Raw genomic sequence first — 25,579 nt, 5'->3', positions numbered from 1 at the left:
CTCCTGCTATGGTGCATTTGTTGACTATTGTGACTAATGCGATCACTGCAGGAGCTTTTCATGTCACCGTCTCTGTCTCGTCGCGGCCTCTTGAAGGCAAGCGCCCTTGCCCTTACCGCCGGGGCCATTGGTGCGGCCGCACCCTCTGCCGCCGCCCTCGGCCCGGTGCGCGGCACCATCATCGACTTTTCCTCCGGTATCCCCTCCCCCGCCGCCATCAAGCGCGCGGGCCATATCGGCGCTATTCGCTACGTCTCCAATAAGCGCCCCGGCGCGGCTTGGATGACCGGCAAGCCGGTCACTTTGCAAGAGGCTGCCGCCAATGCCGCGGCTGGCCTGCCCACGGCCTCGGTCTATCAATTCGGCCGCGCCGAAACCGCCGATTGGAAGCAGGGCGCGGCCGGCGCCGCCATCCACGCCCCGCAGGCCATTTCGCTGCACAAGGCCGCCGGTGGACCCACGCACCGCCCCATTTATATCGCCATCGACGATAACCCCACCCGCGAGCACTACACCCAGTTCATCCGGCCGTACCTGCAAGCGTTTTCCAAGGCCCTATCCGTGGCCGGCTACCAGACCGGTGTCTACGGCAACTACAACACCATCGAGTGGGCCAGCCAGGATGGGATTGGCACGTTTTACTGGATGCACGATTGGGGCTCCAACGGGAAAATTCACCCCAAGACCACCATTCACCAGCTACCGCAGTCGCGCCAGCAGACCATCGAGAACGTCATCGTCGATGTCAACGAGGTCTACGCCAGCGACTGGGGCCAATGGACGCCCGGCTCCAAGCAGCCAGGCATCCAGGATCTCAGCTCCACCCTGGACAAGGCCATCCCAAATATGCCGGAGCTGCCGCAGCTCAACGCGGATGGGGTGAGCTTTAAGGGGTCATCGCTAAGCAACGAGCAAATTCGCGGGCTTGCGGATGCCGCCCAGGACATCGCCAAGGCCATTAAGTAGGTCTATTTCCCTTTGGGCTCGGAGGACTTCTTTTCGTCCTTCTTGTCCTCGTCCTTCTTTTCGCTCGAGGTCGGCTTCTCTGAGGTCGTCTCGATGGGTGGCACGTCCTCGCCATCCTTGTACTTCAAGAACCGCTCGGTGGCCTTGCCCAGGTTCTCGCCGTTGATCTCGCTCTTGACGTAGTCCGTGAGGTCATTGGCAGAACCATTAATGGAGGCCGCGGCGACGAAGTTCTTGCCAAAGGACACCGAAGAATTGATGGACTTATCGTTGGACCAGCCCCACTTGCTGCCCACGACATTAGAGAGCTTCGCGGTGCCATAATCCTGGTCATAACCATCTTCTGAGACTGGATCCGCGTGCGACATCGCCACCAGCACGGGATGGGTTTCATCGCGCTTGATGAGCTGCGAGATGAAGCTGGCCACGTCATAGGTGGAGGTTTCCGAATAGCCCCAGGTCTCGCCCGCCTTGGTGGATTCCAGATCGTATTCCTTGGCAATCTTATCGATGGAATCCGGGTACTTTTTAAACAGCTCCTCGGCGCTCTTATCAGAAGAGCTGGCGATCATGCCGAGCGCCTCATATTTATCTTCGTACTCACCCTGTTCAATGACGTAGGTGGCGATGTAGAGCTTGATGAGGCTAAGCGCCGGGCGGGGATCGTGTTCTGCCGCAGAGCCCATATACATGCCATCGTGCAGGCGAATATAGCTAATGGAATGGTCCTCATCCCCCTTGAGGAACTCATTGATCCGCGGGGGCACCGTTGTCGCCCTATGCGCGGTAATGGTGGTGTCTTCGGCTTTGGCGGTGCTATCTCGCTCGCTATTGCTGCACCCAGCAACCGTAGAGCAGGCAAGCATGCACACGGCAAGGGCGGCACCAGCCTTTACTGATGCCGCCGCGTTGAGAGAGGACGGATTAAACACGTCGAACCATATTACCGGTAATTGCTCCTTTTCGGGCAATTAGTGCTGGACTGGGGCCTCGACGCCCACACCGGTCAGGGAACGAACTTCCATCTCTGCCGCCAACTCATCCAAGTTGTCCGGCTTGGTCACGATGGAGACGAACCACCCCACGAAGAAGGACAGCGGGATGCTGACCAAACCCGGCGAGGTCAGCGGGAAGATAGCCCAGTCCGCGTTCGGGAACATGGCGCTTTCGGTGCCGGATACCGCTGGAGAGAAGAAGATGAGGACCAAGCAGGAGACAACACCGGTGTACATGGAGGCCACGGCACCCGCGGTGTTGAAGCGGCGCCAGTACAGCGAGTACAGGATGGTCGGCAGGTTAGCCGATGCCGCCACCGCGAAGGCCAGGGAGACCAAGAAGGCCACGTTCTGGGTCATCGCCAAGATGCCCAAGATAATGGAGACGATACCCAGGATTACCACGGTGGCCTGCGAGACGCGCACCTGCTCTGCCTCGGTGGACTCACCGTTGCGGATAACCGCGTGGTAAATATCGTGCGCGATGGAGGCGGAGGCGGTAATCGCCAGGCCCGCCACCACGGCGAGCACGGTAGCAAAGGCCACGGCGGAAATAATGGCCATGAAGATGGAGCCACCGATTTCCAGTGCCAGCAGCGGTGCCGCGGCGTTCGCGCCACCCGGTGCGTTCAGGATGCGGTCCGGGCCAACCAGTGCGGCTGCACCGTAGCCCAGAATCAGGGTCATCAGGTAGAAGGCACCGATGATAACGATGGCCCACGTCACGGAGCGGCGCGCCTCAACGGCGGTCGGCACGGTGTAGAAGCGCATCAGAACGTGTGGCAAGCCACCCACACCCAGCACGAGGGACATACCCAAGGAGATGAAGTCCAGCTTAGCGGCGGTGGAGCCACCGTACTTTAGGCCCGGCTCCATGATTTCCTTGGCCTCATAGCCCTTTTCATGGAGGTAATCGGACGATGCGTGCATATCAATCGCGGTGCTGAACATGTTGCTGAAGCCACCGCGCAGGGAGACAAACACCATGATGCACATGACGACCACACCGGTCACCAACAGGACGGCCTTAATCATCTGCACGTAGGTGGTGCCCTTCATGCCGCCGACCAAGACGTAGAGGATCATCAGCACGCCGACGATACCGACGACAACTGCCTGCCACTTAAAGTCGTGGATGTTCAGCAGCACGGCCACCAGGGACCCGGCGCCGGCCATCTGGGCAATGAGGTAGAACAGCGTCACGAAGAGTGTGGCGATGGACGCGGCCACGCGCACCGGCTTTTGCTTCAGGCGGAAGGACAAAACGTCCGCCATGGTAAAGCGGCCCACGTTACGCATCGGCTCAGCCACGAGCATCAGGGCTACGAGCCAAGCGACGAAGAAGCCGACGGAGTACAAGAATCCGTCGTAGCCGTTAAGCGCCACCGCACCAACGATGCCGAGGAAGGATGCCGCAGAAAGGTAGTCACCGGAAATGGCCAAGCCATTCTGGCGGCCGGAGAACGAGCCACCGCCGGTATAGAAGTCAGACGCCTTCTTCGTAGTCTTGCCGGCGCGCAACACGACGGCCATGGTAACCACGAGGAAGATGCCGAAGATGGAGATATTCAGAATCGGGTTACCGGCAGAAGTTTCTTGTGCAAGGTAAGTGGTAGTCATTTACTTGGCCTCCAACTTCTCGCGAATAGCAACCGATTTAGGCTGAATATTCTTATTGGCGTATTTCACGTAAATCCAGGTAATGATGAACGTGGTCAGGAACTGGGCCAGGCCGAAGACGAGGCCGACGTTCCAGCCGCCATGGCCAAGCTCAATGGCCATAAAATCAGGCGCAAACACGGCGGTGAGCACGTAGACGATGTACCACACGAAAAACGCGACGGTCATGGGAAAGGTGAAACTACGATAAGCGCTGCGCAGCTCGCCAAACTCTTCGCTATCGCGCATTTCTATGTAGTCGGCTGCCGTAAGCTCACGGCGCTCGACTGGAGCAGTTGTATCACTCATAGAAGGGTTGTCTCCTTGGGTGAGAGAGGTTCTGTACAAACGAGGCGCAATGTGTTGTCCATCACTACCCGCGTTGCTATGTAAGATACAGAACAATCTTTGCAAAGCAGTAAATATTGCCAATATGCCTCACAAAAACTCCCCCCTTTTAGCCCGATAGGTTCCGGTGAACTGGGCTAATATTCTTTGCAAATCACCCCCTCCGCCCCAGAGTTAACGTGTTCGCAAATTTTGTTAACCAGACATTAACTAATGAGTAAAGGCGGCGCGAAAGGAACCACCTATCAGCGAGGTGAGTGCCTTAACCAGCACGTACTTCCCACTCAGCCATCCTGCACAGCAAAAGCCACCGACGACGCCGTCGCCGGTGGCCCCTTAACCCGAGGTGTGTTCTTAGCCCTCCGCGCCCGGGAATTCGCGGGGGTCATTAAACATGCGGCCAAAGCCTTCTTGACCTTCCAAGGAGTCAATCGCTGCGATTTCATCCTTGCCCAGCTCCAGCTCCGCGGCGGCCAGGTTCTCCTTGAGCCGCTCGCTGCGGGCAGACTTCGGAATAACGGAAATGCCCTTGGCCATCAGGTACGCCAGCACCACCTGGCCCTCGGTAGCCTCGTGCGCGGCGGCAATCTTTTCAATCTCCGGGTTATTGAGCACCACACCGCGCGCCAGCGGCGACCACGCCTCGGTCACGATGCCGTGCTTGTGGTGGAATTCGCGCAGTTCCGGCTGGGTGAACCCAGGGTGCAGCTCCACTTGGTTGAGCACCGGGGTAATGCCGGTCTTATCAATGAGATTCTCGAGGACCTCCTCGTAGAAGTTAGCAACACCAATGGAAGCGATCTGGCCCATCCCCTGCAGGCGGGCAATGGATTCAAAGGTCTCCACGTACAGCCCGCCCTGTGGCCACGGCCAGTGGATGAGGTACAGGTCCAAGTAATCCAGCTTCAGCTTCTCCATGGATTCCTGGAAGGCTTGTTCCGCCTTCTGCGCGCCGTGGTGGGAGTGCCAGACCTTGGAGGTGATAAACAAGTCCTCGCGGCTGACATCGCCCGCGTCAATGGCTTGGTTCAGCGCAGTACCCAAGGCCCCCTCGTTCTTGTACAGCGTCGCCGTATCAAAGTGGCGGTAGCCCAGGTCAATGGCTTCGCGGACTACGCGAATGCATTCATCATCATTGAGCTTGTAGGTGCCCAGACCGAGCTGGGGCATCTCGCGGTCATCATTGAAAGAAATAGTTGGCACAGTCATAGTTCCCATTGTGCCCCAGTTTCCCGTCTTATGCGGGCACTTGAAAGAACTAAGGCCCCAGTACAACGAAAAACCGGCTCCCCTTTTTCGGGAGCCGGTTCAACGTTTTTAGCGCAGTTTAGTCGGCGCGGATGAGGTCAATGATAAAGACCAAGGTGCGGCCGGACAGCGGGTGCGCACCGCCGGCTGGGCCGTAGGCCTTTTCCGGCGGGATGATGAGTTGACGGCGACCGCCCACCTTCATTCCCGGGATGCCCTCTTGCCAGCCGGCAATGAGACCGGTCAGTGGGAACTCGATGGACTGGCCACGGTCCCACGAGGAATCGAATTCTTGGTTGGTCTCATATTCGGCGCCAACGTAGTGGACCTCCACTACGCCACCAGGCTGGGCTTCAGCGCCATCGCCTACGACGATGTCCTCGATGACGAGGTCGGTCGGCGCCGGGCCAGACTGGGCTTCAATAACAGGTTTATCCATGGGGATTATTCTCCTTGGGAAATCTAGTTTGTTCGTGCGGTCGCAATAAAACCGAACCGAGCTGCACCAATTATAGTGCTCAAGCCCGATTCGGCTGAATTGGGGCGACCAAAAGCGCTATTTAGCGCTCGCTGCGAGGGGTAACCTTGCGCAGGGTTTCACCGGTGTAAATCTGGCGAGGACGGTTGATCTTGGTGTTCATCTCCAGCTGCTCGCGGTACTGAGCGATCCAGCCCGGCAGGCGGCCGATGGCGAAGAGGACGGTGAAGAAGTCCGTCGGGAAGCCCATGGCGCGGTAGATGAGGCCGGTGTAGAAGTCCACATTCGGGTAGAGCTTGCGGGAGACGAAGTAGTCATCGTTCAACGCAATCTCTTCCAGCTTCATGGCCAGGTCCAGCATCGGGTCGCCGCCCAGGTGATCGATGATCTCGTGTGCGGTTTCCTTGACGATGGCCGCGCGTGGGTCGTAGTTCTTGTACACGCGGTGGCCGAAGCCCATCAGGCGAACGCCCTTTTCCTTGTTCTTCACGCGGTTCATGAAGTCGGTAGCGTCGCCGCCGTTGTTCTTCTCGATGTCCTCGAGCATCTCCAGCACGGCCTGGTTAGCACCACCGTGCAGCGGGCCGGACAGGGCGTTGATACCGCCGGCGATGGAGACGAACATGTTGGCCTGTGCGGAACCAATCATGCGGACGGTGGAGGTGGAGCAGTTCTGCTCGTGGTCAGCGTGCAGGATGAGCAGCTTGTCCAGTGCCTTGGAGACAACCGGGTCAACCTCGTACTCCTCGGTGGGGTAACCGAACATCATGCGCAGGAAGTTCTCGCGCGCGTTCAGGTTGTTATCCGGGTACATATATGGCTTGCCCTGGGATGCGCGGTAAGCGTAAGCGGCCAGCATCGGCACCTTAGCCAGCAGGCGAACGGTGGCCTTGTCCAGCTGCTCCTCATCCAGTGGGTCCAGCTGATCCTGGTAGTAGCTGGAGAGAATGTTCACGGAGGAAGCAAGCACGGCCATCGGGTGGGCATCGCGCGGGAAGATGTTGAACTGCGCCTTAAAGTCCTCATCCAAGAGGGTGTGGTGGCGGATGGCGCTATTGAACTGCGAGAGTTCCTGCTCATCCGGCAGGTGGCCCTTGATCAGCAGGTAGGAAACCTCATTGAAGGTGGCGTTATTTGCCAATTCAGCAATATCGTAGCCACGGTAGCGAAGGATGCCCTCCTCACCGTTAATAAAGGTAATCTTGGACTCGGTGGAGCCGGTGGAGGTGTAGCCGGGGTCGAAGGTAACAAGCCCGGTTTCCTTGCGGAGCTTGGAGATATCGAAGCCGGAATCGCCCTCAGTGGACTGCTTGATATCCATCTCGTACTCGTTGCCAGCGTGCTTGAGTACTACCTTGTTTTCTTCAGTAGACACGGAATTTCCTTTCCCTGTTAAAGAGTTCTTTAAGGCACTAACTTAGACAAGTCAGCCTTATACCTATTCACACTCTAGCAAACTTTGTGATTCTGCCAACAAGTTTACGGGCATCAAAATACCTGCCGTACAACCGGAACTGTTCTACACTGGCGGCATGAGTACTCCAAAAATCACCCTGCCAGCAGATCTCTTGCCTTCCGATGGCCGCTTTGGCTGCGGCCCCTCCAAGGTACGCCCCGCCCAGATCGAGGCCATAGACCCCGCTATCGTGGGCACCTCGCACCGCCAGCCGGCGGTGAAAAACCTCGTGGGATCCGTGCGCGAGGGCTTAAGCGATCTGTTCTCGCTTCCTGAAGGCTACGAGATCGTCCTGTCTTTGGGCGGCGCCACCGCTTTTTGGGACGCGGCTACCTTCGGCCTTATCGAGCGCCAGTCGGCCCACCTCACCTTTGGCGAGTTCTCCACCAAGTTTGCCAAGGCAGCCTCCAAGGCCCCGTGGCTCGATGCCCCGGCGCTCACCGAATCCCCCGCCGGCACCGCCCCGAATCCGCGCGAGCTTGCGGCTGATGCCGATGTCGCCGCTTGGGCCCACAATGAAACCTCGACCGGCGCGATGACGGAGGTCGTTCGCCCACATCCCCACAACGACCAGCAGCTTGTGCTTGTCGATGCCACCTCTGGCGCCGGCGGCCTTCCCGTCAATATCGCTGAGACCGACGTGTACTACTTCTCGCCGCAGAAGTGCTTCGCTTCCGACGGCGGACTCTGGCTCGCCGCGATGTCCCCGGCGGCCTTAGAGCGCATCGAAAAGATCAACAACTCCGACCGCTTCATTCCGGAATTTTTGAACCTGCAGACCGCGGTAAACAACTCCCGCAAGAACCAGACCTATAACACCCCGGCGATCGCCACCCTGCTCATGCTGGATAACCAGATTCAGTGGATGAATGACAACGGCGGGCTCGACGGCATGGTCAAGCGCACCACCGAGTCCTCCTCCACGCTGTACAACTGGGCCGAAGCCCGGCCGGAGGCCACCCCGTTCGTCAGCGATCCGGCAACGCGCTCCCTAGTCGTGGGCACCATCGATTTCGATGACTCCGTGGATGCCGCCCACCTTGCCGCGACCCTGCGGGCCAACGGCATCCTCGATGTCGAGCCGTACCGCAAGCTCGGCCGCAACCAGCTGCGCGTGGGTATGTTCCCGGCGATTGAGCCTGGGGACATCGCCAAGCTCACGCAGTGCATCGACTACGTGCTGGATGCCAACTAAGTGATCAACATGCCCCGCCGCCTCGCAGGGCGCGGGGCCTTTTCGCGTTATAGTTGACTGCATCACAGATCCGTCCTTCCGTCGATAGGCAAAGGAGCGCCACACTATGCGCGAGCTGTTTCTCGTTGACAGCGAATCGAGCGAAGACTCATTGGTGCTACGCACCGAAGAAGGCGAAGAGTTTTCCCTTCCCATCACCGATGAGCTGCGTTCCGCCCTCACGCCCGCCGCTAGCAAGCCGGAGCCGCCGAAGCTAGCGCCGATGCCGAAGCCCTCCCACGAAGAGGAAGAAAAGCAGATCCGGCCGGCAGAGATCCAAAACCGCATCCGTGCCGGTGCTTCCACGGCAGAGCTCGCGGAAGAGATGCATGTCGATGAATCGCGCATCGAGCCCTTCGCCTACCCGGTCATGCTGGAGCGCAACCGCATTTCTGAGGTGGCCAAGCAGGCCCACCCGGTGCGCGAAGACGGCCCGGCCAAGCTCACCCTGTGGGAAGTACTGGCGAGCTCCTTTGCCGCCCGCGGCCACTCCCTCTCGGAGTCCACGTGGGATGCCTACCGCCACCAGGGCGAGCCGTGGGTAGTGCGCGTGACCTGGAAGGCTGGCCTTTCTGAAAACGAGGCGGAATGGACCTTCAAGCAGTCCATGTCCTCCCCCGCTACGGTCGAGGCCCGCAACTCGGTCGCGGCAGATCTTACGGACCCGGACTTCGTGCAGCCGGTGCGATCGCTGACTTCCTTGGGCAGCGGCCGCTACGACGAAGCCATTGACGGCGATCAGCCCGCCAATGTCACCGATATTTCCGGTTCCAGCGAAGAGACGGAAGAAGAGGAATTCCTGCAGAATCCGTCCTCCGAGCCCAAGCCCTCGAAGCGCCGCCGCAAGGCCGTCACCCCACACTGGGAGGACGTGCTCTTGGGCGTTCGCTCCAATACCAAGCGCCCGAGGGACTAAACAGTGGACATCTCTCATGCCGTCCTCACGCTGTGGTACATCTCCAAGCCCGGCGCCGAAGAAGTTCTCAAGACCGAACCCAAGGCGGACCGCGGTTTCGGCCGCAAGTTCCTAGCCCAGCTCAACCCCAAGTTCCCGGTCACCCCGATTGGGCAATTCCCCCTGAACCGCTCCGCGCAGACGGATCCGAATGAGTACTACATCGGCGGCTACCCAGGGATTGCCGTGGTGCAAACGGTCTGCGAGGGCGATTCCGTCCTATTATCCCAACTGCCGAATGACCTCTTAAGTGCAATCCCTGCCCAGCGGGTTATTGCCCTAGTCAGCAACGCGGACGAGGACTATGCGGGTTTCGCGCTGTGGGAAAGCGGTGAGCTCAAGCGCAGCTTGTGTGCCTCCCGCGACCGTCTCTACGAGGACACCGGCCTGCCCGAGCCCTTCGAGGCACCGTTTTGGGCCGGCGAAAAGGACGAATCCCTCGGCGGTATTTCCCTGCCGTTTCGGCCCCACAGCATCATGGAGGCCGCCCAAGAACACTGGTTGGGCATCACCGTGGGACAGGAAGGCCCAGACCTGGATGTCGTGGGTTATGCCGTGGACGGGCGCCCAGAACCCAAGATCGATCCGCCCAAGCCAAAGCAACCGGTCAGCGAGTTCGCCGCCCAATCAGCGAATAGGCTGGGCCTGAACGATTATGACGACTACGAGGACCACGATGCCGAGCCGGATTCCACCGGCGATGAGATCCTTTCTACCGCCAAGCACCTCGGCTCGTTGATTGGCAATTGGCTGCGTCAGACGTTCAAGTCGCTCAAGGAACGCTGGCGCTCATAAAAGGAAATGGCGGCCGCGGTCGCAACATTTAGAGAATCGGTACCTGGGGCCATCGGTATCCGCGCGCGGATATCGGTGGCCTTCATTGCGTGCTCGGTAAGCCCGGGGCCCTCCGCGCCTACCAGCATGGCCACTTTGTCCTGCCCGTGCATGGCCTCTGCCAGGTGCACCGCCTGGGGGTTGGGGGTTAAGGAAATGAGGGTAAAGGAGGCATCGGCAAGCGCCTGCAGCGAGCGCTGCCAGGTGGTGAAACCGCCCTCTAAATGCGCAAACGGCACGCGCAGCACGTGGCCCATGGATACGCGCACCGAGCGGCGATAGAGCGGATCCGCAGCACCCGAGCCGAGCAAGACAGCATCCACGTTCATGCCGGCCGCGTGGCGGAAGATGGCGCCGATATTTTCATGATCCCCCACGCCCTCCAGCACGGCGATGGTGCGGGCCTGCTCCAGGATCTCGCCCACCTCCGGCTCTGGGGCGCGGTCCGCTGCGGCAACCAAACCGCGGTGCATATCGAAGCCCGCGACCTCTGCAAGGGTCTCGCGCGAGACCTCGTAGACGGGGCACTCGGGCTCGCCATACTCGGCAAAGAAGGCCTCCAGCTTCTGGGGAAAGCCCACGAGGCAGCGCATGGGGAACCGCGATTCCATAAGGCGGGCGGCCACCAAGGGGCCTTCTGCAATGACCAAACCCTCGCCAGATTTATCGGATTTATTGAGGTTCCGAATATCGTCCAGGCGAGGGTCACGGGGATCAGAAATATGCATGCCTTCCAGGCTAGCCGATGGCCTCCGAAATCGGATCGATGCCAAAGTAAATGACGAACAAGCCCGCCAGTAGCCACATGATCCAGTGCACCTGCTTGGCCTTACCAGCAAAGGTGGACATGAGCGCGAAGGTAATAAAGCCCACGCCGATGCCGTTGGCAATCGAATAGGTAAACGGCATGACCACGATGGTTAAAAACGCCGGGATGGCCACTTCCATGCGAGTCCACGGGATATCCGTGAGCTGCGCGGCCATCATCACGCCGACGATGACCAGCACCGGCGCAGCGGCCTCGATGGGCACGATTTCATAGAGCGGGGTGAAAAACATGGCGGCGATAAACAGCAGGCCGGTCATGATATTGGCCAGGCCGGTGCGGGCGCCATCGGCAATGCCGGCAGAGGAATCCGCAAAAACGGTATTCGAGGATGCCGAGCCCAGACCACCGGCCACCGCGCCGGCGCCTTCCACAACCAGCGCCTTCTTCATGCCCGGCAGGTTACCGTTGTCATCCACGAGCTTGGCCTGTTTGCCCAGCCCAGTCATGGTGCCCATGGCATCGAAGAAATTGGTCAGCAGTAGGGTGAAGATGAGCAGAACCGTGGAAATCACCCCGATATTGGCAAAGGCGCCCACCAGGTTCACATCGCCCACGATGGAAAGATCCGGCAGGCCTCCCAACGCCTCCGGGCTCTCCGGGGCGGCCATGCCCCAGTCCTCGGAGTCCGTGAGCGCCTGAACAATAAAAGCAATCACCGTGTTGAGGATGATGGCAATAAATAGCCCGCCCGGCACATTGCGGATGACCATGAAGGCACAAACAATAAGACCAATGACAAAGACCACCGCCGGCCAGGTGGCAATCGAGCCATTAATGCCCAGCCCCACCGGCACGGTGGTCTGTGCGGCATCGGGCACGCGGGTAACGAACCCGCCATCCACGAAACCGATCATGGCGATGAACATGCCAATGCCCACGCCCATCGCGGCCTTCATGGGCTGCGGGATGGCGTCAAATACCGCGGTGCGGAAGCCGGACACGGCGAGCAGGACGATGATAAGGCCCTCGATTACCACGAGGCCCATTGCTTCTTGCCAGGTCAGCTCGCTGGTGGCGACCATGCTGACGGCAACGAAGGTATTCATGCCCAGGCCCGCGGCCATGGCGAAGGGGTACTTCGCAATCGCACCGAAGGCAATGGACATCACGCCGGCGACCAACGCCGTGGCGGCCGCAACCTGCGGCACGCCCAAGGTATAGCCCTCCGCGTCCGGGCTCGTGCCCAGGATCAGCGGGTTGAGCAAAATGATATATGCCATGGCGAAGAACGAGACCGTTCCCGCGCGTAGCTCGGTTCCGATGGTGGAACCGCGTTCAGAAATGTGGAAATAGCGATCGAGAGTGGCTTTCACGCCGTGCCCTTTCACGTAGAGCGGTATTTTTTACGCCCTAAGTGTGCTGCCTTAATCCTCAAAATCAAAATCTTGGTAAATGGGCTTTTCATCATCGAAGGCCGCGGCCGGCGCCTTCTCCTCGCTCACCCGCGTCTGCGAATGCGCACCGCAACCGTAGCGTGCATGTACAACACGGCCATCGGCGGAATACTCGTTGGCGCATACCCCAAAGTTATCCATGAATTGCATATAAAAAGCGCACGTGCGGCACTGCAGGTGCGCCTTGGCCGCCATCTCCGAGGTTGGGCCATATTCTTCTTGCCAGCGATGCTTGGCATCCGCCAGCCCCTTGGCGGAAAGCTCATTTCCATTCAGGCGCTCATCATCGATGGCCGGCGGCATGAGGTCTCCCGGGCCCAAATCCCCCGGCAGCACGCGATCCTCATACGGCACCCATTCCGGGGCCTGCAGCGCTTCCCCGCCCGGCACCAGCGCCACCTCGTTGACGGTGACGTAGCGCGAGCCTTCCGCGCACGCGAGCACGGCCTGCCATTCCCACCCCGGGTAGCCCGGCATATCCGCTTCAAAGCGATGGGTGACAACGTTGCGGCCCATTCCGGCGACGCCCCTATGCTTGCCGATGCCCCCTTCCCCCACCTCTTCCAATGCCTCACGCGCAATGCGTACGGCGCGGGAATCGATCAACGGATTTGCTTTTCGCTTACTCACGCCCCTCATTATTCATGATGGCCAGCCAACAGTGGTACATATGGTGCATGTCGTTTCTCCGCCGCGCCGCGCTCATTGCCGTGCCCTGCTGCGCCTTAACAGCCTGCTCTTCTGATGCTTCTGAATCTTCCTCCCCCGAGCACCTATCAGTGGAAGTCCTCGATACCGCGCCGCTGCCAGAGAACTCCTTTACGCAAGGCCTAGAAGAAGACGGAGAGGGCAACCTCCTGCTCGGCACCGGGCAATGGGGCGAATCCAAGCTCATCCGCTTCTCCCCTGAAACCGGCGAGGTCCTCCAAGCCCATGCCCTGGATGACTCGCTTTTTGGGGAAGGCATTACCCAATACGGCGATTCCATCTGGCAATTGACCTGGAAGCGCGGGCAGGCCCTGCGCTATGACGGCGACTTCCAGCGCACTGGGACCGCCACCTATACCGGCGAAGGCTGGGGGCTTTGTGCCAACCAGGACGAGCTCATCATGTCCGATGGCACCTCTACCCTGCGGCACATGGATCCGGAAACCTTTGCGGAGCGCTCCACCACCGAGGTCACCCTCGAGGGCTCGCCCGTAGAGGATCTCAACGAGCTGGAATGCGTGGACGGTGATGTCTATGCCAACGTGTGGCAGACCAACGATATCTACCGCATCGATCCCTCCTCTGGGGAGGTCACCGCGGTGATTTCTACCGATGCCATCGATAAATCGAAATACACCGATCCCGATGATGTCTTAAATGGCATCGCGCATATCGAGGGCACCGATGAATTCTGGCTTACCGGCAAGCGGTGGGATGAGCTCTACCGCGTTCGAGTAAAGTAATGGGCCATGGCAACCCGTAAGGAAGCAAGGAAAAAGTCGCTGCTGCAAATCCTCGCGCTCATCGTGGTCGTGGCGGTCATCGTCGCCTCCGCGGTGATCTTCCAGAGCTGGCGCAATTCGCGGCCAGGCCCTGAGCCGAGCGAGATTGCGATTACCGCCTCCGTGGGGGATAACACCAAGGAGGTCACGCCCTACCTCGTATGCGAGCCGGGAACCGATTGCCCTGAAGGCGATGTCCCCCAGCTAACCGTGGGCGAGGATGACACCTTGCATCTTGAAATCCCCGAGGAGATTTCTAATCACGAATGGAAGGTGCTGTCCATTTATGATGACCCCGCCGCCAATGATGAGACCTCTCACGGTGCGAATGAAACGACCGAGGTAGATATCCCCGGTTCGGTAGATCCCATCGAGGCATCGACTGGCGAGCGCCCCCGGCTCATGGTGGTGGAGGTCTCCTCCCTCATGATTGGCACCGACGACGATGGCGAAGAAACCCCCCTCGCCACCGTGTGGTCCCTATCCACCATGGATAATTAACTATCTAAATCCTTCGCAATCGCGCGGAGGATTTCTGCTACTTGGCGCCCGGTCTTGCGCTCGGGGTAGCGCCCCGAGTTCAACACCGGCTGCACCTGCGATTCCAGCAGGGTCATAACATCAGAGACCATGCTGCCGAGCTCTTCCGGCTTACGCGACGGCGTGCGGCGGCGCGGCTTGTCCAGCACGCGCACCCGCAGCGCCTGCGGTCCGCGGCGCCCCGCCGCGAAATCGAATTCGATGCGCTGGCCCGGAAAGATTTCTTCTACTCCCTGGGGCAGGACATTCCGGCCGACGTAGACGTCTTCATCGCCCGGGTTGCTAACGAAACCGAAACCTTTCTCGGCGTCATACCACTTCACTTTGCCAATGGGCATAGGTATCCACCTCTTCTCTTGGGTAAATTCTTAAGTTTAGCTGGAAGTTATACAGAACAGAAGCTCCACATGTAATGTGACATAGTTCACATCAATGTGCCTACCTGCGGAAACTTTGCGGACAGAACCACAATAGTCTCAATTCTTTCCCATTTAGTGCCCAGAACGTGACTATTTCGTTATAAACCGCTACGCTGGCCCCCAGTGTCGCCGCAAAGAAGGTTTCCCTGCCCATCCTTTCTTCTAGGCGCAAAACATTTACACGAAAACGGGCACTACGGAAAGGACTACTTTTATGGGACGCCACTCCGCTAAGACTAACCACTTTGCCGCTAAGTTCACCGCAGGCACCGTTGCCTTGGGTGCAGCCGCCGCCCTCATGGCACCGAACGCCGCCGCTGCCCCTGACTCCGACTGGGACCGCCTCGCACAGTGTGAGTCCGGCGGCGACTGGCACATCAACACCGGCAATGGCTACCACGGCGGCCTGCAGTTCAACGCGCAGACCTGGCAGGCATACGGCGGCGGTGAATTCGCCCCTACCGCTAACCAGGCAACCCGCGAGCAGCAGATTGTCATCGCTGAGCGCACCCTGGCCAACCAGGGCTGGGGCGCATGGCCTGCGTGCTCGGCTTCCCTTGGCCTGAACTCCGCGCCGACCGAGCGCACCGCTCCTTCCGCACCTGCTGCAGCACCGCAGCCAGTACAGCAGGCAGTAGAAAACAAGTCCGATGAGCTCGCTGTAGACGCCGTCTACAACCTCATCAAGGACACCGCTAACGCTTATGGCCTGCAGCTGCCGGCACAGTTCACCGACTTCTACCACGCAAACCGCCACGACTTTAACGCGTTCTACTCCGCGAACCGCAACGTCATCGACCCGGTTGCACAGCTAATTGAGAACTTCAGCCGCTAAATAAGCACATAAAAATTCCCCTCGCCTTCTGCAGCAAGGGGAATTTTTTTAGCGGTTGATGCGGGTATAAGGGTGAACGTAGTTCAACTTCTCTGCCGGCATCGGCAGCACCAAATCATCGCCGTAGGGGCTGGAGGCACCAGCAAAAGGCGCAGAAATTTCCGTAATTGCATGCTCGCGGTTTTCATTGTCCGGCCACGCCGGGGAAACAAAGCCATTCTTTTCATTCGACATAGCCTTATTATTTCAAACCTCGGGCAAAAACGTAACTCAATCCAGCGCTAAAATTGTGATTTATCATGACTCAGTCCTCCCACCTCCCACATTTTCGCACCTGGCTTAATTCCCTCACTGAAGAGGAACTGGCCACCATCCTTCGCCACCGCCCCGACGTTTTAACCCCGCTGCCACCCTCCATCGCGGCACTGGCCACGCGATTGCTCTTGCGCACCTCCATCGCCCGAGCGCTAGCGGAGTGTAACGCGCAGCAGTTGGCGGTGCTGGAGGACATCGCCAAACGCGGCGGGGAGCTTGCAGAGGTAGAAGACCACAACCCCGCCATCACCCGCGAGCTCAAGGAACGCGGCCTCGCCTTTGGCGCGGTGCAAATCCCGCCAGAGGTCATGCCCGCACTCCCCACGGGCTGGTCACTGCTTAATCAACTCGATGTATCACCCGCGACAATCGATGCCCTCCCTGAAGACGAACGCCACGTCCTTGCCACCCTGGCGCGCTCCAATGGCATCGGTACCACGCGAGAGACCAATCCGTCCCACCCAGTACCGCGCTTGATTGACATGCAGCTCCTGCAGCGCGTCGACTCCCAGACCGTTCGCCTCCCGCGCGAGGTGCACCGCGCCATGAAGGGGCAGACCGTCCCCCACATTCCCACCGAGCCCTCCGCGCGGCGCGGCGAGCCCACCGCTGACCGCAAGGCCGATGACGCCGGCACCGCCGCGGGCCTGTCCGTGGTGCGCGGCATGCAACAGCTGATTTCTGCCCTGGGCGCCCGGCCGATCGAGCTGCTCAAGGATAAAACCGTCGGCGTGCGCCCCCTTGCCCAGCTCAGCAAGCAGCTGGACATCGCGGAACCAGAACTGCGCCGCCTCATCACGCTCGGCCTGTCTGCGCGCCTTATCAACCGCGGCGAACCGTCCGGGTACGAGGGAAATTTCCTCGCGCCCACCGATTCCGCCCAAGAATGGCTCGATGCAGGACTAGCCGCCCAGTGGCGCGTGCTCCTCGCCGCCTGGGAACATTCCCCTTGGACCCCGTGGGAATCCGGCCGGGTGCTCTCTGCCAGCACCGATCGCCTGCCCAAGTTCCGCCGGCATATCCTCGATGTTTACCTCCACTCCGCAGAGCCGCTTTCCACAGCTGAATTTCAAGCGGACCTGCATTTTTCCTTTCCGCTTTTTGCCACGCATACCTCCCCAGAGACCATCGATGAGCTGCACCACGAGGCGGAATGGATAGGTGCCATCGCGCTCGGGCGAGCTACCAGCGTGCTCATCGATGGCTTTGCTGCGGCCGATGCCTTAACCCCAGACACCATCGATTATTTCCTGATTCAAGCGGATATGACCGTGCTCGTGCCTGGGCCCCTCGAGCCTGCCGCCCATCACACTCTAGAGTCCCTCGCGGACCTAGAATCGCCCGGTTTAGCCAGCGTCTACCGCATCAGCGATGCCTCACTCCGCCGCGGCCTCGACCGAGGGATGACGGGCACAGAAATCCGCGACTTCTTCGCCACGCATGGCGATGTCCCGCATACGCTGGAGTTCCACATCGAGGACATCGCCGAGCGCCACGGCACCCTGCGCTCCGGACCGGCCCTATCCTACCTGCGCAGCGAGGACCCAGCCCTCTTACACATCGCAACGAAGGCCGCCCCGCTGCGCCTGCTCGCCCCCACGGTCGCGATTTCCCAGCTGCGCGTCAGCGATCTGTTGGAGCGCCTGCGCGAGTACGGACTCTCCCCCGCCGCCGAGGACGAAAATGGCGCCAGCCTGTCCATCGCGCCCGAGCCCGCAACGCTGCCAACGCCCAGCCCACGCGGCCAAGCCGCACCGCCCGATATCACGCGTGCGCTGCGCAATCTCACCACTGGGGAGGCTCCAAGCCTGCCCAACCTGGATCTGGTCCACGCCGCCGCACGTACCGCACGCCCCATCACCATTGGCTATGCCGATAAAAATGGCAATACCAAGACCCGCACCGTTACCCCGCTTACCGTCGCCGGCGGCCAAATCGATGCCCGCGCCGCCGATGGCTCCACCATCCGGTTTCCCTTGCACCGCATCACCTCCGTTACCCTAGACGCATGAACGGACCACTGATTGTGCAGTCAGACAAGACCGTCTTGCTGGAAGTCGATCATCCAGATTCCGCCGCTGCGCGCACCGCCCTCGCACCGTTCGCGGAGCTGGAACGCGCCCCCGAACACGTACATACCTACCGCATTACTTCCCTGGCGCTATGGAATGCCCGCGCCGCCGGACACGACGCCGAGCAGGTCGTCGATGTCCTCGAAACCTACTCCCGGTTCCCGGTCCCGCAATCGCTGCTTGTCGATGTCGCCGAAACCATGTCGCGCTACGGCCGCGTCCGCCTCCACGCCCACCCCGCCCACGGGCTCATCCTCGAATCCGAAGAGCCCGCCATCCTTACCGAGCTCTCCCGGGGCAAAGTAGGAAAACTGCTTGGTGCGCGCATCGATGACAACACCATCGCCGTCGCGCCCTCCGAGCGCGGCCGCCTCAAGCAGGAACTCCTCAAAGCCGGCTGGCCCGCCGAAGACCTCGCCGGCTACATCGACGGTGAATCCCACCCCATCGCACTGAACGAGGATGGCTGGCACCTGCGCAATTACCAGGAATACGCCACCGACGCCTTCTGGTCCGGCGGTTCGGGCGTAGTGGTCTTGCCTTGCGGTGCCGGAAAAACCATCGTTGGTGCCGCCGCCATGGCAAAGGCGCAATCTACCACCCTCATCTTGGTCACCAATACCGTTGCTGGCCGCCAGTGGCGCGACGAGCTCCTGCGCCGCACGACGCTTTCCGCCAACGACATCGGCGAGTACTCCGGTGAAAAGAAAGAAATCAAGCCGATCACCATCGCCACCTATCAAGTGGTCACCCGAAAAACCAAGGGTGAGTACCGCGCCCTTGAACTCTTCGATTCCCGCGACTGGGGCCTTATTATCTACGACGAAGTACACCTGCTGCCCGCACCCGTATTCCGCATGACCTCGGACCTGCAATCGCGGCGCCGGCTAGGGCTTACCGCCACCCTCGTGCGCGAGGATGGCAGGGAGGGCGATGTCTTCTCCCTCATCGGCCCGAAGCGCTACGATGCGCCGTGGAAAGAGCTGGAAATGGCCGGCTACATCGCCACCGCGGAATGCACTGAGGTCCGTGTAGATATGGACCCAGAAGAACGCATGCTCTATGCCACCGCGCAGCCGCGCGACCGCTACCGCATCGCGGCCCAAGCCTCCGCGAAGCTCCGCGCCGTGGACAAGATCCTCGCCTCCCACGATCAGCAGGCGCTAATCATCGGTGGCTACGTGGACCAGCTCCGAGAACTCGGCACGCACCTCGACTGCCCCGTCATCGATGGCTCCACGTCCACTTCCAAGCGCGAAAAACTCTTCCAGCAGTTCCGCGAGGGAAGCTTGCCCACGCTCGTCGTCTCTAAAGTCGCGAACTTTTCCATCGACCTTCCCGAGGCCGCATTGGCTATCCAAGTATCTGGAACCTTTGGGTCCCGCCAAGAAGAAGCGCAACGCTTAGGCCGCCTGCTTCGCCCGAAAGAAACCGAGGCCCTGTTTTATACGCTCGTAACCCGCGATAGCCTCGATGCCGACTATGCCATGCACCGCCAACGCTTCCTCGCCGAGCAAGGATATGCCTACCGGCTGATGGACGCAGTAGACTTGGGTTAATGAAAATCTTTAAGTTCGACGTTGACGAGTCCTTTGCTAAGTCCAATAATGAGCTACTTCGTGATTCCAACCGCCTGCGCGTGTCCGGGCTTATCTTCGGCCTCATCCTGATCATCGCCGGTGCCGCTGTTTGGTGGAGCTTTTCCTGGGGAATCACCTTGGGCTTAGGGCTCATCCTCTTTGGCATCGTCGTTGCCATCGTCGGCGTCGCCGCCGCAAGCAAGGTAGGAACGGCCCAATCCCTCTATGATTCTTATCCGCTCGCTCCCGCCGTCATCGCACAGGTCAACGAACGAGATATGATCCTTCTTGCCTTGGTAAATACTAATGTGGATCCGTCCCTTCCCCCACGCTGGGGCGCGTGCCTGCGCACGGTGTCTTCCATCCCCGGCGTCCAACGCACCGTTGGCACCAAGGTTCCGGTCGCCGCCGTATCCGGCCAGCGTTCCACCTCCGATAAAGAGCATTGGCAGCAAATCTCCCCCATGCCCATTGCTTGGGGAACCCCCGATGCTGAAACCGTCACCATCGCCCGCAAATCCATCCCCCAGGAACAATGGCAGCGCCTAGAGCGCGCCCGCAAGCGGCTTTCCGATGTCAAAGCAACCCGCTATGACCTACTCGTCCTCTAGCTAGGACTCTCAAGCACCAGATTGTTTCTGGTGCTTTTTCTTTTACCTATGTCAAATGGCTAAAGGTAAATATTGCGTCGGTGTCCTACATCGATGACGTTGACGACCACAGCTTCATCGAGGATAGAAACAATCACCCGATAATCCCCTACTCTCCATCGCCACAATCCAGACTTGTCCGCAACGAGTCCTTTACCGCGCACACGGGGATCGTCTAACTCTGCTACCTCGCGAAGAAACTTACTGATTTGTTTCTGCACGGGCTTGTCAAGCTTCCGAAACGACTTTGCCGCACGCGGGGTGAACTCAATCGACCAAGCCACACTCGTCCTCTAAGTCCTGCAGGGAGATTGTGTCCAATTCTCCGCGTCGTGCTGCTTCGGCTTCGGCTTCAAGCGCATACACATACTCAAGTTCATCTAGGTAGGAATCTAGGGCCTTGCGAAGATAGAAGGCCCCAGTCCGCCCAGTCCGCGAAGCAAGCGCATCTAGGCGCTCTTTCTGCTTCGCGTTAACGCGCAAACTAATTACTGACTCGCTCATGTAAACATGTTTACAACAAGTAAAGCGATTTGTACACCACCCTGTGAGCATTGCCGGCGCTTTGCTGTGGTCACGTCGTACTGCTGACTCCCTTCTCACCCATAGGCACAAATTGAGCGTTTTCTCGGTAGCCGAATCAAGTGATAAAGGAAACCTCGTCCAGTCTCCTTAAGACGACATACCGCTCTGCATAGCGGCACCGTAGATCTGTCAAGAGCGTGTTGAAATCCGCATCCCAGGGCGCTCCCAGCTCCGACGACTTTTCTCTCATGGTCTGCAGCAGCTCGATGCCCATGTCACGACCGACCTTCGTCGAATCTAGGTAAGTTGTGACATTGTCGCGAACGAAAGGAAGGACCTGCGCCGGGAGGTCATCGAGGAACCGTTGCGCCATTGGCCGTTCCATTCCCGCCTTAACGACGGTGCTCCAGGCAAGTCCAGGGTCTTCAAGGCACAAGTGCTGAAACATCACCAAATCCCATGGCTTATCCTCCAACGTGTGTTGTATATGCGCCGCCGATTCCGCCTTGTCGGGGGCGACTGCATAGAGTTCCTGAGCGGACGGTAGTTCCGGGTACGTATCGAATACTTTTCGGGCGACGCGTTCCGAATGTTCGGGAAAATGCTCCCTGGCAAGAACAGCCCAACCCGAGGCTATATTTCGGGTTTCCTCCACGGCGCACTCGTTAACCGCCTTCTCGGACCAATCGAAGGCAAGACCATAGCGGCCGATGTCACAAAGGCCGCCAATGATCTCCTCATATCGCAACGCCGCACTCCCTTGAGACCATGGGTCCGAAGAACGGCTTCAGCACTGCCTTCAAGCACCGCTAGCCGACGCCCCACGTAGCCACCGACCTGTTGTGAAGCATACCACGAGCGGATGCAGGCCACGCCCTCTTCCCCGAGAGCAGGTGCCAAAAAGACTGGGTCGAGGTCTATTTCTTCGGCCGGAAGAATCTCATTCATTCGTATAAACCAATCAGCCAAAGCGCTACCGGAGTAACTAGCTTGCTGCGCCGCGAAAGGAACTACCCGCGCCAAGACTTCGCCGGCATCCCTTACGGCATGGGCATAGTCATTCACCCTCGGAATGGTCTTGAGGACCTCTTCTACTGCGTCTAGGGAAACAAGCACAATGTCGGATGGACTCGGCGGCATAATGCCGAGAAGTTGCGCAGGATCCTCCACTGCCTGTTCTAATAGCTCAGCGGCTTCATATATTCGGTCGCTGTAATAAACGGCGCGGGAACCCTTGTACAGGTCTGGGTCATTGGTCCGAACGAGAGCGGTTACCGCCTGTGCAAGAGTCCTCATAGGCTTCATTATAGAAAATTATGGGATCACGAAAAAGAGGGGCAAAGACTCCGTAGAAATCGGTGTCCTTGCCCCTCTCGGTACGAACTTTATTTTGTTGTTTTGTTGTTTGGTGTCGGCGGTGACTTACTCTCCCACAACCTCCCGGTTGCAGTACCATCAGCGCGTACAGGCTTAGCTTCCGGGTTCGGAATGGGACCGGGCGTTTCCCTGTAGCTATGAACCACCGACAAACCTATCAGAACACTACCCACCACAATTGTGTGGGTGTTGTGTCAGATACTGCATAGTGGACGCGACACACACGATAATGTGCATTTTTGTTTGTTTACTCGCTAAACAAGAACACTCTTCAACATCCCTTAAACCACATGGTGTTCGGGGTTGTTGTGGTGTGTTTGTTTTGGTCAATTAGTACCAGTAGCCTTCACACCTTACAGTGCTTCCAAGTCTGGCCTATCTACCCCATAGTCTTTAGGGGACCTCAAAAGAAACCTCATCTTAAAACAGGCTTCCCGCTTAGATGCTTTCAGCGGTTATCCCTTCCGTACGTAGCCAACCAGCGATACCCCTGGCGGGATAACTGGCACACTAGAGGTACGTCCGTCCCGGTCCTCTCGTACTAGGGACAGCCTTCTTCAAGTTTCAACGCGCGCGGCGGATAGAGACCGAACTGTCTCACGACGTTCTGAACCCAGCTCGCGTGCCGCTTTAATGGGCGAACAGCCCAACCCTTGGGACCTACTCCAGCCCCAGGATGCGACGAGCCGACATCGAGGTGCCAAACCATCCCGTCGATATGGACTCTTGGGGAAGATCAGCCTGTTATCCCCGGGGTACCTTTTATCCGTTGAGCGACACCACATCCACAAGTAGGTGCCGGATCACTAGTCCCGACTTTCGTCCCTGCTCGACATGTCTGTCTCACAGTCAAGCTCCCTTGTGCACTTACACTCACCACCTGATTGCCAACCAGGCTGAGGGAACCTTTGGGCGCCTCCGTTACATTTTGGGAGGCAACCGCCCCAGTTAAACTACCCACCAGGCACTGTCCCCAACCCAGATCATGGGCCAAGGTTAGATGCTCAATCCGATCAGAGTGGTATTTCAACAACGACTCCACCACCACTAGCGTGACGGTTTCACAGTCTCCCACCTATCCTACACAAACCGAACCAAACACCAATACCAAGCTATAGTGAAGGTCCCGGGGTCTTTTCGTCCTGCCGCGCGTAACGAGCATCTTTACTCGTAATGCAATTTCACCGGGCCTGTGGTCGAGACAGCAGAGAAGTCGTTACGCCATTCGTGCAGGTCGGAACTTACCCGACAAGGAATTTCGCTACCTTAGGATGGTTATAGTTACCACCGCCGTTTACTGGGGCTTAAATTCTCAGCTTCGCTAACAAACGTTAACTAACCGGTCCTCTTAACCTTCCAGCACCGGGCAGGCGTCAGTCCATATACATCAACTTAACGTCTTCGCATGGACCTGTGTTTTTGATAAACAGTCGCTTCCCTCTATTCTCTGCGACCCCACAACACTCCAACCGCACAGGGTCTTCACGTCACAGGGCCCCCCTTCTCCCGAAGTTACGGGGGCATTTTGCCGAATTCCTTAACCACAGTTCACCCGAACGCCTTAGTATCTTCAACCTGACCACCTGTGTCGGTTTAGGGTACGGGCCATACACACACTCGCTAGAGGCTTTTCTCGACAGTACAGGATCACCACCATCAACCCGCTTAGGGTCTACGCATCACGCCTCAACCTCTATGTGTGGCGGATTTACCTACCACACGGCCTACACGCTTACACCACCAATCCACTAAGTGGCGCGGCTACCTCACTGCGTCACCCCATCACTTGAACCACACATCAGGCCCCACGACATCAACACCACCAACACTCAAAAAAGTGCAAAGGTAGCGTATCCGCAGTGGTTAGTATCCGTGCTTTATCATGGGCGCACATGTACGGGTACCAGAATATCAACTGGTTATCCATCGACTACGCCTGTCGGCCTCGCCTTAGGTCCCGACTCACCCTGGGAAGACGAACTTGACCCAGGAACCCTTAGTCATCCGGCGGTAAGGATTCTCACCTTACAATTCGTTACTCATGCCTGCATTCTCACTCGCACACAGTCCACGCCTCCTCACGGTAACGCTTCCACCCATGCACGACGCTCCCCTACCCAAACAACAAAAAAATGTTGCTTGCCGCGGCTTCGGCGGTGTACTTGAGCCCCACTACATTGTCGGCGCAGAACCACTCGACCAGTGAGCTATTACGCACTCTTTCAAGGATGGCTGCTTCTAAGCCAACCTCCTGGCTGTCTTCGCGATCCCACATCCTTTTCCACTTAGTACACCCTTAGGGGCCTTAACCGGCGATCTGGGCTGTTTCCCTCTCGACTATGAAGCTTATCCCCCACAGTCTCACTGCCGCACAACACAATTGATGGCATTCGGAGTTTGGCTGACATTGCTAAGATTGTAGTCCCGCTCAACCAACCAGTCGCTCTACCTCCACCAAGCTAAATGCGACGCTGCACCTAAATGCATTTCGGGGAGAACCAGCTATCACGGAGTTTGATTGGCCTTTCACCCCTACCCACAGCTCATCCCCGCAGTTTTCAACCTACGTGGGTTCGCGCCTCCACAACCTCTTACAGCTGCTTCACACTGGCCATGGGTAGATCACCCCGCTTCGGGTCCAGGACATGCCACTTATCACCCCATTAGGATTCGGTTTCCCTACGGCTACCCCACACGGGTTAACCTCGCGACATGCCGCTGACTCGCAGGCTCATTCTTCAAAAGGCACGCCATCACACACAAACAGGTGCTCTGACGGATTGTAAGCACATGGTTTCAGGAACTATTTCACTCCCCTCCCGGGGTACTTTTCACCATTCCCTCACGGTACTATCCACTATCGGTCACACTGAGTATTTAGGCTTACCGGGTGGTCCCGGCAGATTCACAACAGATTCCACGAGCCCGTTGCTACTCGGGAACCCAACAACCCCCACATCATCATCTTCAGCTACAGGACTCTCACCTACTCCGGCAGATCATTCCAAACCACTTCACCTAACAACAATGCAAAAAGGGCGTGCCACTGGTAGATGACACAAAATCAGGCCCCACAACACCGCACACACAACCCCTACCAGGTATCACATGCACACGGTTTAGCCTCATCCACGTTCGTTCGCCACTACTAGCAGAATCATTATTATTTTCTCCTCCTACGGGTACTGAGATGTTTCACTTCCCCGCGTAACCCCCACAACAGCTATGAATTCACTGAAGGGTAACCCCACATAACCAGGGCCAGGTTTCCCCATTCGGACATCCTCGGATCAACGCTTTATTGACAACTCCCCGAGGCTTAACGCAGCCTTACACGTCCTTCATCGGCTCAGCATGCCAAGGCATCCACCATGCGCCCT

24 protein-coding genes and 2 rRNA genes are annotated in these 25,579 nt (G+C 58.6%); 10 read left to right on the top strand and 16 right to left on the bottom strand.

The window, feature by feature from the left end; genetic code table 11:
• Positions 1 to 60 precede the first annotated feature (60 nt).
• A complete protein-coding gene (locus HMPREF1287_RS00130) occupies positions 61 to 966 on the top strand; it encodes a DUF1906 domain-containing protein (RefSeq protein ID WP_023017580.1) in 906 nt (301 codons plus the stop codon).
• A gap of 2 nt (positions 967 to 968) precedes the next feature.
• Here the strand turns inward: HMPREF1287_RS00130 and HMPREF1287_RS00125 are convergent, their stop codons facing one another.
• The 6 genes from HMPREF1287_RS00125 to HMPREF1287_RS00100 form a co-directional block, all read right to left on the bottom strand.
• Positions 969 to 1,898 carry a hypothetical protein gene (locus HMPREF1287_RS00125; RefSeq protein WP_023017579.1) on the bottom strand — a complete coding sequence of 310 codons (930 nt, stop codon included), beginning with the start codon at positions 1,896 to 1,898 and terminating at the stop codon, positions 969 to 971.
• Positions 1,899 to 1,937: 39 nt separating this feature from the next.
• The gene (locus HMPREF1287_RS00120; RefSeq protein WP_023017578.1) at positions 1,938 to 3,581 is read right to left on the bottom strand and encodes a cation acetate symporter; all 1,644 of its coding nucleotides are present in this window, start codon (positions 3,579 to 3,581) and stop codon (positions 1,938 to 1,940) included.
• Entirely contained in the window at positions 3,582 to 3,929 is a 348-nt protein-coding gene (locus HMPREF1287_RS00115) for a DUF485 domain-containing protein (RefSeq protein ID WP_023017577.1), read from the bottom strand. It lies immediately after the preceding gene.
• Positions 3,930 to 4,322: 393 nt separating this feature from the next.
• Positions 4,323 to 5,186 (bottom strand): aldo/keto reductase, encoded by an 864-nt coding sequence (locus HMPREF1287_RS00110; RefSeq protein ID WP_023017576.1) that lies wholly within the window; start codon positions 5,184 to 5,186, stop codon positions 4,323 to 4,325.
• A 109-nt stretch (positions 5,187 to 5,295) separates the two neighbouring features.
• Positions 5,296 to 5,655 (bottom strand): FKBP-type peptidyl-prolyl cis-trans isomerase, encoded by a 360-nt coding sequence (locus tag HMPREF1287_RS00105; protein ID WP_005279843.1) that lies wholly within the window; start codon positions 5,653 to 5,655, stop codon positions 5,296 to 5,298.
• Between the two features lie 121 nt (positions 5,656 to 5,776).
• The gene (locus HMPREF1287_RS00100) at positions 5,777 to 7,069 is read right to left on the bottom strand and encodes a citrate synthase (RefSeq protein WP_005279842.1); all 1,293 of its coding nucleotides are present in this window, start codon (positions 7,067 to 7,069) and stop codon (positions 5,777 to 5,779) included.
• Between the two features lie 157 nt (positions 7,070 to 7,226).
• Between HMPREF1287_RS00100 and serC the strand changes: the two genes are divergently transcribed.
• From serC to HMPREF1287_RS00085, 3 genes are all read left to right on the top strand, one after another.
• Positions 7,227 to 8,345, top strand: a complete 1,119-nt coding sequence (serC, locus tag HMPREF1287_RS00095; protein WP_023017575.1) for a phosphoserine transaminase — start codon at positions 7,227 to 7,229, stop codon at positions 8,343 to 8,345.
• A gap of 106 nt (positions 8,346 to 8,451) precedes the next feature.
• On the top strand, positions 8,452 to 9,300 hold the full coding sequence (sepH, locus tag HMPREF1287_RS00090) for a septation protein SepH (RefSeq protein ID WP_023017574.1): 849 nt from the start codon (positions 8,452 to 8,454) through the stop codon (positions 9,298 to 9,300).
• Between the two features lie 3 nt (positions 9,301 to 9,303).
• The gene (locus HMPREF1287_RS00085) at positions 9,304 to 10,134 is read left to right on the top strand and encodes a hypothetical protein (RefSeq protein ID WP_023017573.1); all 831 of its coding nucleotides are present in this window, start codon (positions 9,304 to 9,306) and stop codon (positions 10,132 to 10,134) included.
• On the opposite strand, the gene HMPREF1287_RS00080 is transcribed toward HMPREF1287_RS00085, so the two are convergent.
• From HMPREF1287_RS00080 to HMPREF1287_RS00070, 3 genes are read right to left on the bottom strand one after another with little or no spacing between them, the layout of a single operon-like run.
• Positions 10,095 to 10,901: an RNA methyltransferase gene (locus tag HMPREF1287_RS00080; RefSeq protein ID WP_005279837.1), complete on the bottom strand. Its 807-nt coding sequence runs from the start codon at positions 10,899 to 10,901 to the stop codon at positions 10,095 to 10,097. The two genes, HMPREF1287_RS00085 and HMPREF1287_RS00080, sit on opposite strands and share 40 nt — an antisense overlap.
• Before the next feature lie 10 nt (positions 10,902 to 10,911).
• On the bottom strand, positions 10,912 to 12,315 hold the full coding sequence (locus HMPREF1287_RS00075; RefSeq protein WP_023017572.1) for an NCS2 family permease: 1,404 nt from the start codon (positions 12,313 to 12,315) through the stop codon (positions 10,912 to 10,914).
• Positions 12,316 to 12,366: 51 nt separating this feature from the next.
• Positions 12,367 to 13,035 (bottom strand): DUF3027 domain-containing protein, encoded by a 669-nt coding sequence (locus HMPREF1287_RS00070; RefSeq protein WP_023017571.1) that lies wholly within the window; start codon positions 13,033 to 13,035, stop codon positions 12,367 to 12,369.
• A gap of 5 nt (positions 13,036 to 13,040) precedes the next feature.
• On the opposite strand from HMPREF1287_RS00070, the gene HMPREF1287_RS00065 reads away from it, so the two are divergent.
• Positions 13,041 to 13,847 (top strand): glutaminyl-peptide cyclotransferase, encoded by an 807-nt coding sequence (locus HMPREF1287_RS00065; protein WP_023017570.1) that lies wholly within the window; start codon positions 13,041 to 13,043, stop codon positions 13,845 to 13,847.
• A 6-nt stretch (positions 13,848 to 13,853) separates the two neighbouring features.
• Complete coding sequence (locus tag HMPREF1287_RS00060) at positions 13,854 to 14,387, top strand: DUF2771 domain-containing protein (protein WP_005279829.1); 534 nt, start codon at positions 13,854 to 13,856, stop codon at positions 14,385 to 14,387.
• Here the strand turns inward: HMPREF1287_RS00060 and HMPREF1287_RS00055 are convergent.
• Positions 14,384 to 14,764, bottom strand: coding sequence for a cold-shock protein (locus HMPREF1287_RS00055; RefSeq protein WP_005281859.1), 381 nt, complete (start codon positions 14,762 to 14,764; stop codon positions 14,384 to 14,386). The two genes, HMPREF1287_RS00060 and HMPREF1287_RS00055, sit on opposite strands and share 4 nt — an antisense overlap.
• A gap of 295 nt (positions 14,765 to 15,059) precedes the next feature.
• On the opposite strand from HMPREF1287_RS00055, the gene HMPREF1287_RS00050 reads away from it, so the two are divergent.
• The gene (locus HMPREF1287_RS00050) at positions 15,060 to 15,680 is read left to right on the top strand and encodes a resuscitation-promoting factor Rpf1 domain-containing protein (protein ID WP_023017569.1); all 621 of its coding nucleotides are present in this window, start codon (positions 15,060 to 15,062) and stop codon (positions 15,678 to 15,680) included.
• A 48-nt stretch (positions 15,681 to 15,728) separates the two neighbouring features.
• Here the strand turns inward: HMPREF1287_RS00050 and HMPREF1287_RS00045 are convergent, their stop codons facing one another.
• Complete coding sequence (locus tag HMPREF1287_RS00045) at positions 15,729 to 15,914, bottom strand: hypothetical protein (protein ID WP_023017568.1); 186 nt, start codon at positions 15,912 to 15,914, stop codon at positions 15,729 to 15,731.
• Between the two features lie 65 nt (positions 15,915 to 15,979).
• On the opposite strand from HMPREF1287_RS00045, the gene HMPREF1287_RS00040 reads away from it, so the two are divergent.
• The 3 genes from HMPREF1287_RS00040 to HMPREF1287_RS00030 are packed head-to-tail and all read left to right on the top strand — an operon-like array spanning position 15,980 to position 20,258.
• Positions 15,980 to 18,007, top strand: coding sequence for a helicase-associated domain-containing protein (locus HMPREF1287_RS00040; RefSeq protein WP_023017567.1), 2,028 nt, complete (start codon positions 15,980 to 15,982; stop codon positions 18,005 to 18,007).
• Positions 18,004 to 19,626 (top strand): DNA repair helicase XPB, encoded by a 1,623-nt coding sequence (locus HMPREF1287_RS00035; protein ID WP_023017566.1) that lies wholly within the window; start codon positions 18,004 to 18,006, stop codon positions 19,624 to 19,626. The genes HMPREF1287_RS00040 and HMPREF1287_RS00035 overlap by 4 nt, the downstream gene beginning before the upstream one ends.
• Positions 19,626 to 20,258, top strand: a complete 633-nt coding sequence (locus HMPREF1287_RS00030; RefSeq protein ID WP_023017565.1) for a DUF3239 domain-containing protein — start codon at positions 19,626 to 19,628, stop codon at positions 20,256 to 20,258. Before HMPREF1287_RS00035 ends, HMPREF1287_RS00030 begins: the two co-directional genes overlap by 1 nt.
• Before the next feature lie 59 nt (positions 20,259 to 20,317).
• On the opposite strand, the gene HMPREF1287_RS00025 is transcribed toward HMPREF1287_RS00030, so the two are convergent.
• The 5 genes from HMPREF1287_RS00025 to HMPREF1287_RS00005 all read right to left on the bottom strand — a co-directional run.
• Positions 20,318 to 20,581, bottom strand: coding sequence for a type II toxin-antitoxin system RelE/ParE family toxin (locus tag HMPREF1287_RS00025; protein WP_023017564.1), 264 nt, complete (start codon positions 20,579 to 20,581; stop codon positions 20,318 to 20,320).
• Positions 20,565 to 20,801, bottom strand: a complete 237-nt coding sequence (locus tag HMPREF1287_RS00020) for a hypothetical protein (protein ID WP_005279821.1) — start codon at positions 20,799 to 20,801, stop codon at positions 20,565 to 20,567. Before HMPREF1287_RS00020 ends, HMPREF1287_RS00025 begins: the two co-directional genes overlap by 17 nt.
• A gap of 136 nt (positions 20,802 to 20,937) precedes the next feature.
• Positions 20,938 to 21,570: a hypothetical protein gene (locus HMPREF1287_RS12645; RefSeq protein ID WP_023017563.1), complete on the bottom strand. Its 633-nt coding sequence runs from the start codon at positions 21,568 to 21,570 to the stop codon at positions 20,938 to 20,940.
• A 661-nt stretch (positions 21,571 to 22,231) separates the two neighbouring features.
• Positions 22,232 to 22,349 (bottom strand): 5S ribosomal RNA (gene rrf, locus HMPREF1287_RS00010).
• 159 nt (positions 22,350 to 22,508) lie between these two features.
• Positions 22,509 to 25,579: ribosomal RNA gene (locus HMPREF1287_RS00005) — 23S ribosomal RNA — on the bottom strand; the annotation flags it as partial.

It is taken from the genome of Corynebacterium sp. KPL1986, from assembly GCF_000477975.1.
GTDB classification, from domain to species: domain Bacteria; phylum Actinomycetota; class Actinomycetes; order Mycobacteriales; family Mycobacteriaceae; genus Corynebacterium; species Corynebacterium accolens.
The sequence above is the reverse complement of the archived record's forward strand: the minus strand, read 5'-3'. Positions and strand labels throughout refer to the sequence as shown.

Excerpts from the sequence above, each read along its gene's own strand:
- HMPREF1287_RS00130 (WP_023017580.1), top strand. The coding sequence starts at position 61 with ATGTCACCGTCTCTGTCTCGTCGCGGCCTCTTGAAGGCAAGCGCCCTT.
- HMPREF1287_RS00120 (WP_023017578.1), bottom strand. The coding sequence starts at position 3,581 with ATGACTACCACTTACCTTGCACAAGAAACTTCTGCCGGTAACCCGATT.
- HMPREF1287_RS00115 (WP_023017577.1), bottom strand. The coding sequence starts at position 3,929 with ATGAGTGATACAACTGCTCCAGTCGAGCGCCGTGAGCTTACGGCAGCC.
- HMPREF1287_RS00110 (WP_023017576.1), bottom strand. The coding sequence starts at position 5,186 with ATGGGAACTATGACTGTGCCAACTATTTCTTTCAATGATGACCGCGAG.
- HMPREF1287_RS00105 (WP_005279843.1), bottom strand. The coding sequence starts at position 5,655 with ATGGATAAACCTGTTATTGAAGCCCAGTCTGGCCCGGCGCCGACCGAC.
- serC (WP_023017575.1), top strand. The coding sequence starts at position 7,227 with ATGAGTACTCCAAAAATCACCCTGCCAGCAGATCTCTTGCCTTCCGAT.
- sepH (WP_023017574.1), top strand. The coding sequence starts at position 8,452 with ATGCGCGAGCTGTTTCTCGTTGACAGCGAATCGAGCGAAGACTCATTG.
- HMPREF1287_RS00080 (WP_005279837.1), bottom strand. The coding sequence starts at position 10,901 with ATGCATATTTCTGATCCCCGTGACCCTCGCCTGGACGATATTCGGAAC.
- HMPREF1287_RS00070 (WP_023017571.1), bottom strand. The coding sequence starts at position 13,035 with ATGAGGGGCGTGAGTAAGCGAAAAGCAAATCCGTTGATCGATTCCCGC.
- HMPREF1287_RS00065 (WP_023017570.1), top strand. The coding sequence starts at position 13,041 with ATGATGGCCAGCCAACAGTGGTACATATGGTGCATGTCGTTTCTCCGC.
- HMPREF1287_RS00060 (WP_005279829.1), top strand. The coding sequence starts at position 13,854 with ATGGCAACCCGTAAGGAAGCAAGGAAAAAGTCGCTGCTGCAAATCCTC.
- HMPREF1287_RS00055 (WP_005281859.1), bottom strand. The coding sequence starts at position 14,764 with ATGCCCATTGGCAAAGTGAAGTGGTATGACGCCGAGAAAGGTTTCGGT.
- HMPREF1287_RS00050 (WP_023017569.1), top strand. The coding sequence starts at position 15,060 with ATGGGACGCCACTCCGCTAAGACTAACCACTTTGCCGCTAAGTTCACC.
- HMPREF1287_RS00045 (WP_023017568.1), bottom strand. The coding sequence starts at position 15,914 with ATGTCGAATGAAAAGAATGGCTTTGTTTCCCCGGCGTGGCCGGACAAT.
- HMPREF1287_RS00040 (WP_023017567.1), top strand. The coding sequence starts at position 15,980 with ATGACTCAGTCCTCCCACCTCCCACATTTTCGCACCTGGCTTAATTCC.
- HMPREF1287_RS00035 (WP_023017566.1), top strand. The coding sequence starts at position 18,004 with ATGAACGGACCACTGATTGTGCAGTCAGACAAGACCGTCTTGCTGGAA.
- HMPREF1287_RS00030 (WP_023017565.1), top strand. The coding sequence starts at position 19,626 with ATGAAAATCTTTAAGTTCGACGTTGACGAGTCCTTTGCTAAGTCCAAT.
- HMPREF1287_RS00020 (WP_005279821.1), bottom strand. The coding sequence starts at position 20,801 with ATGAGCGAGTCAGTAATTAGTTTGCGCGTTAACGCGAAGCAGAAAGAG.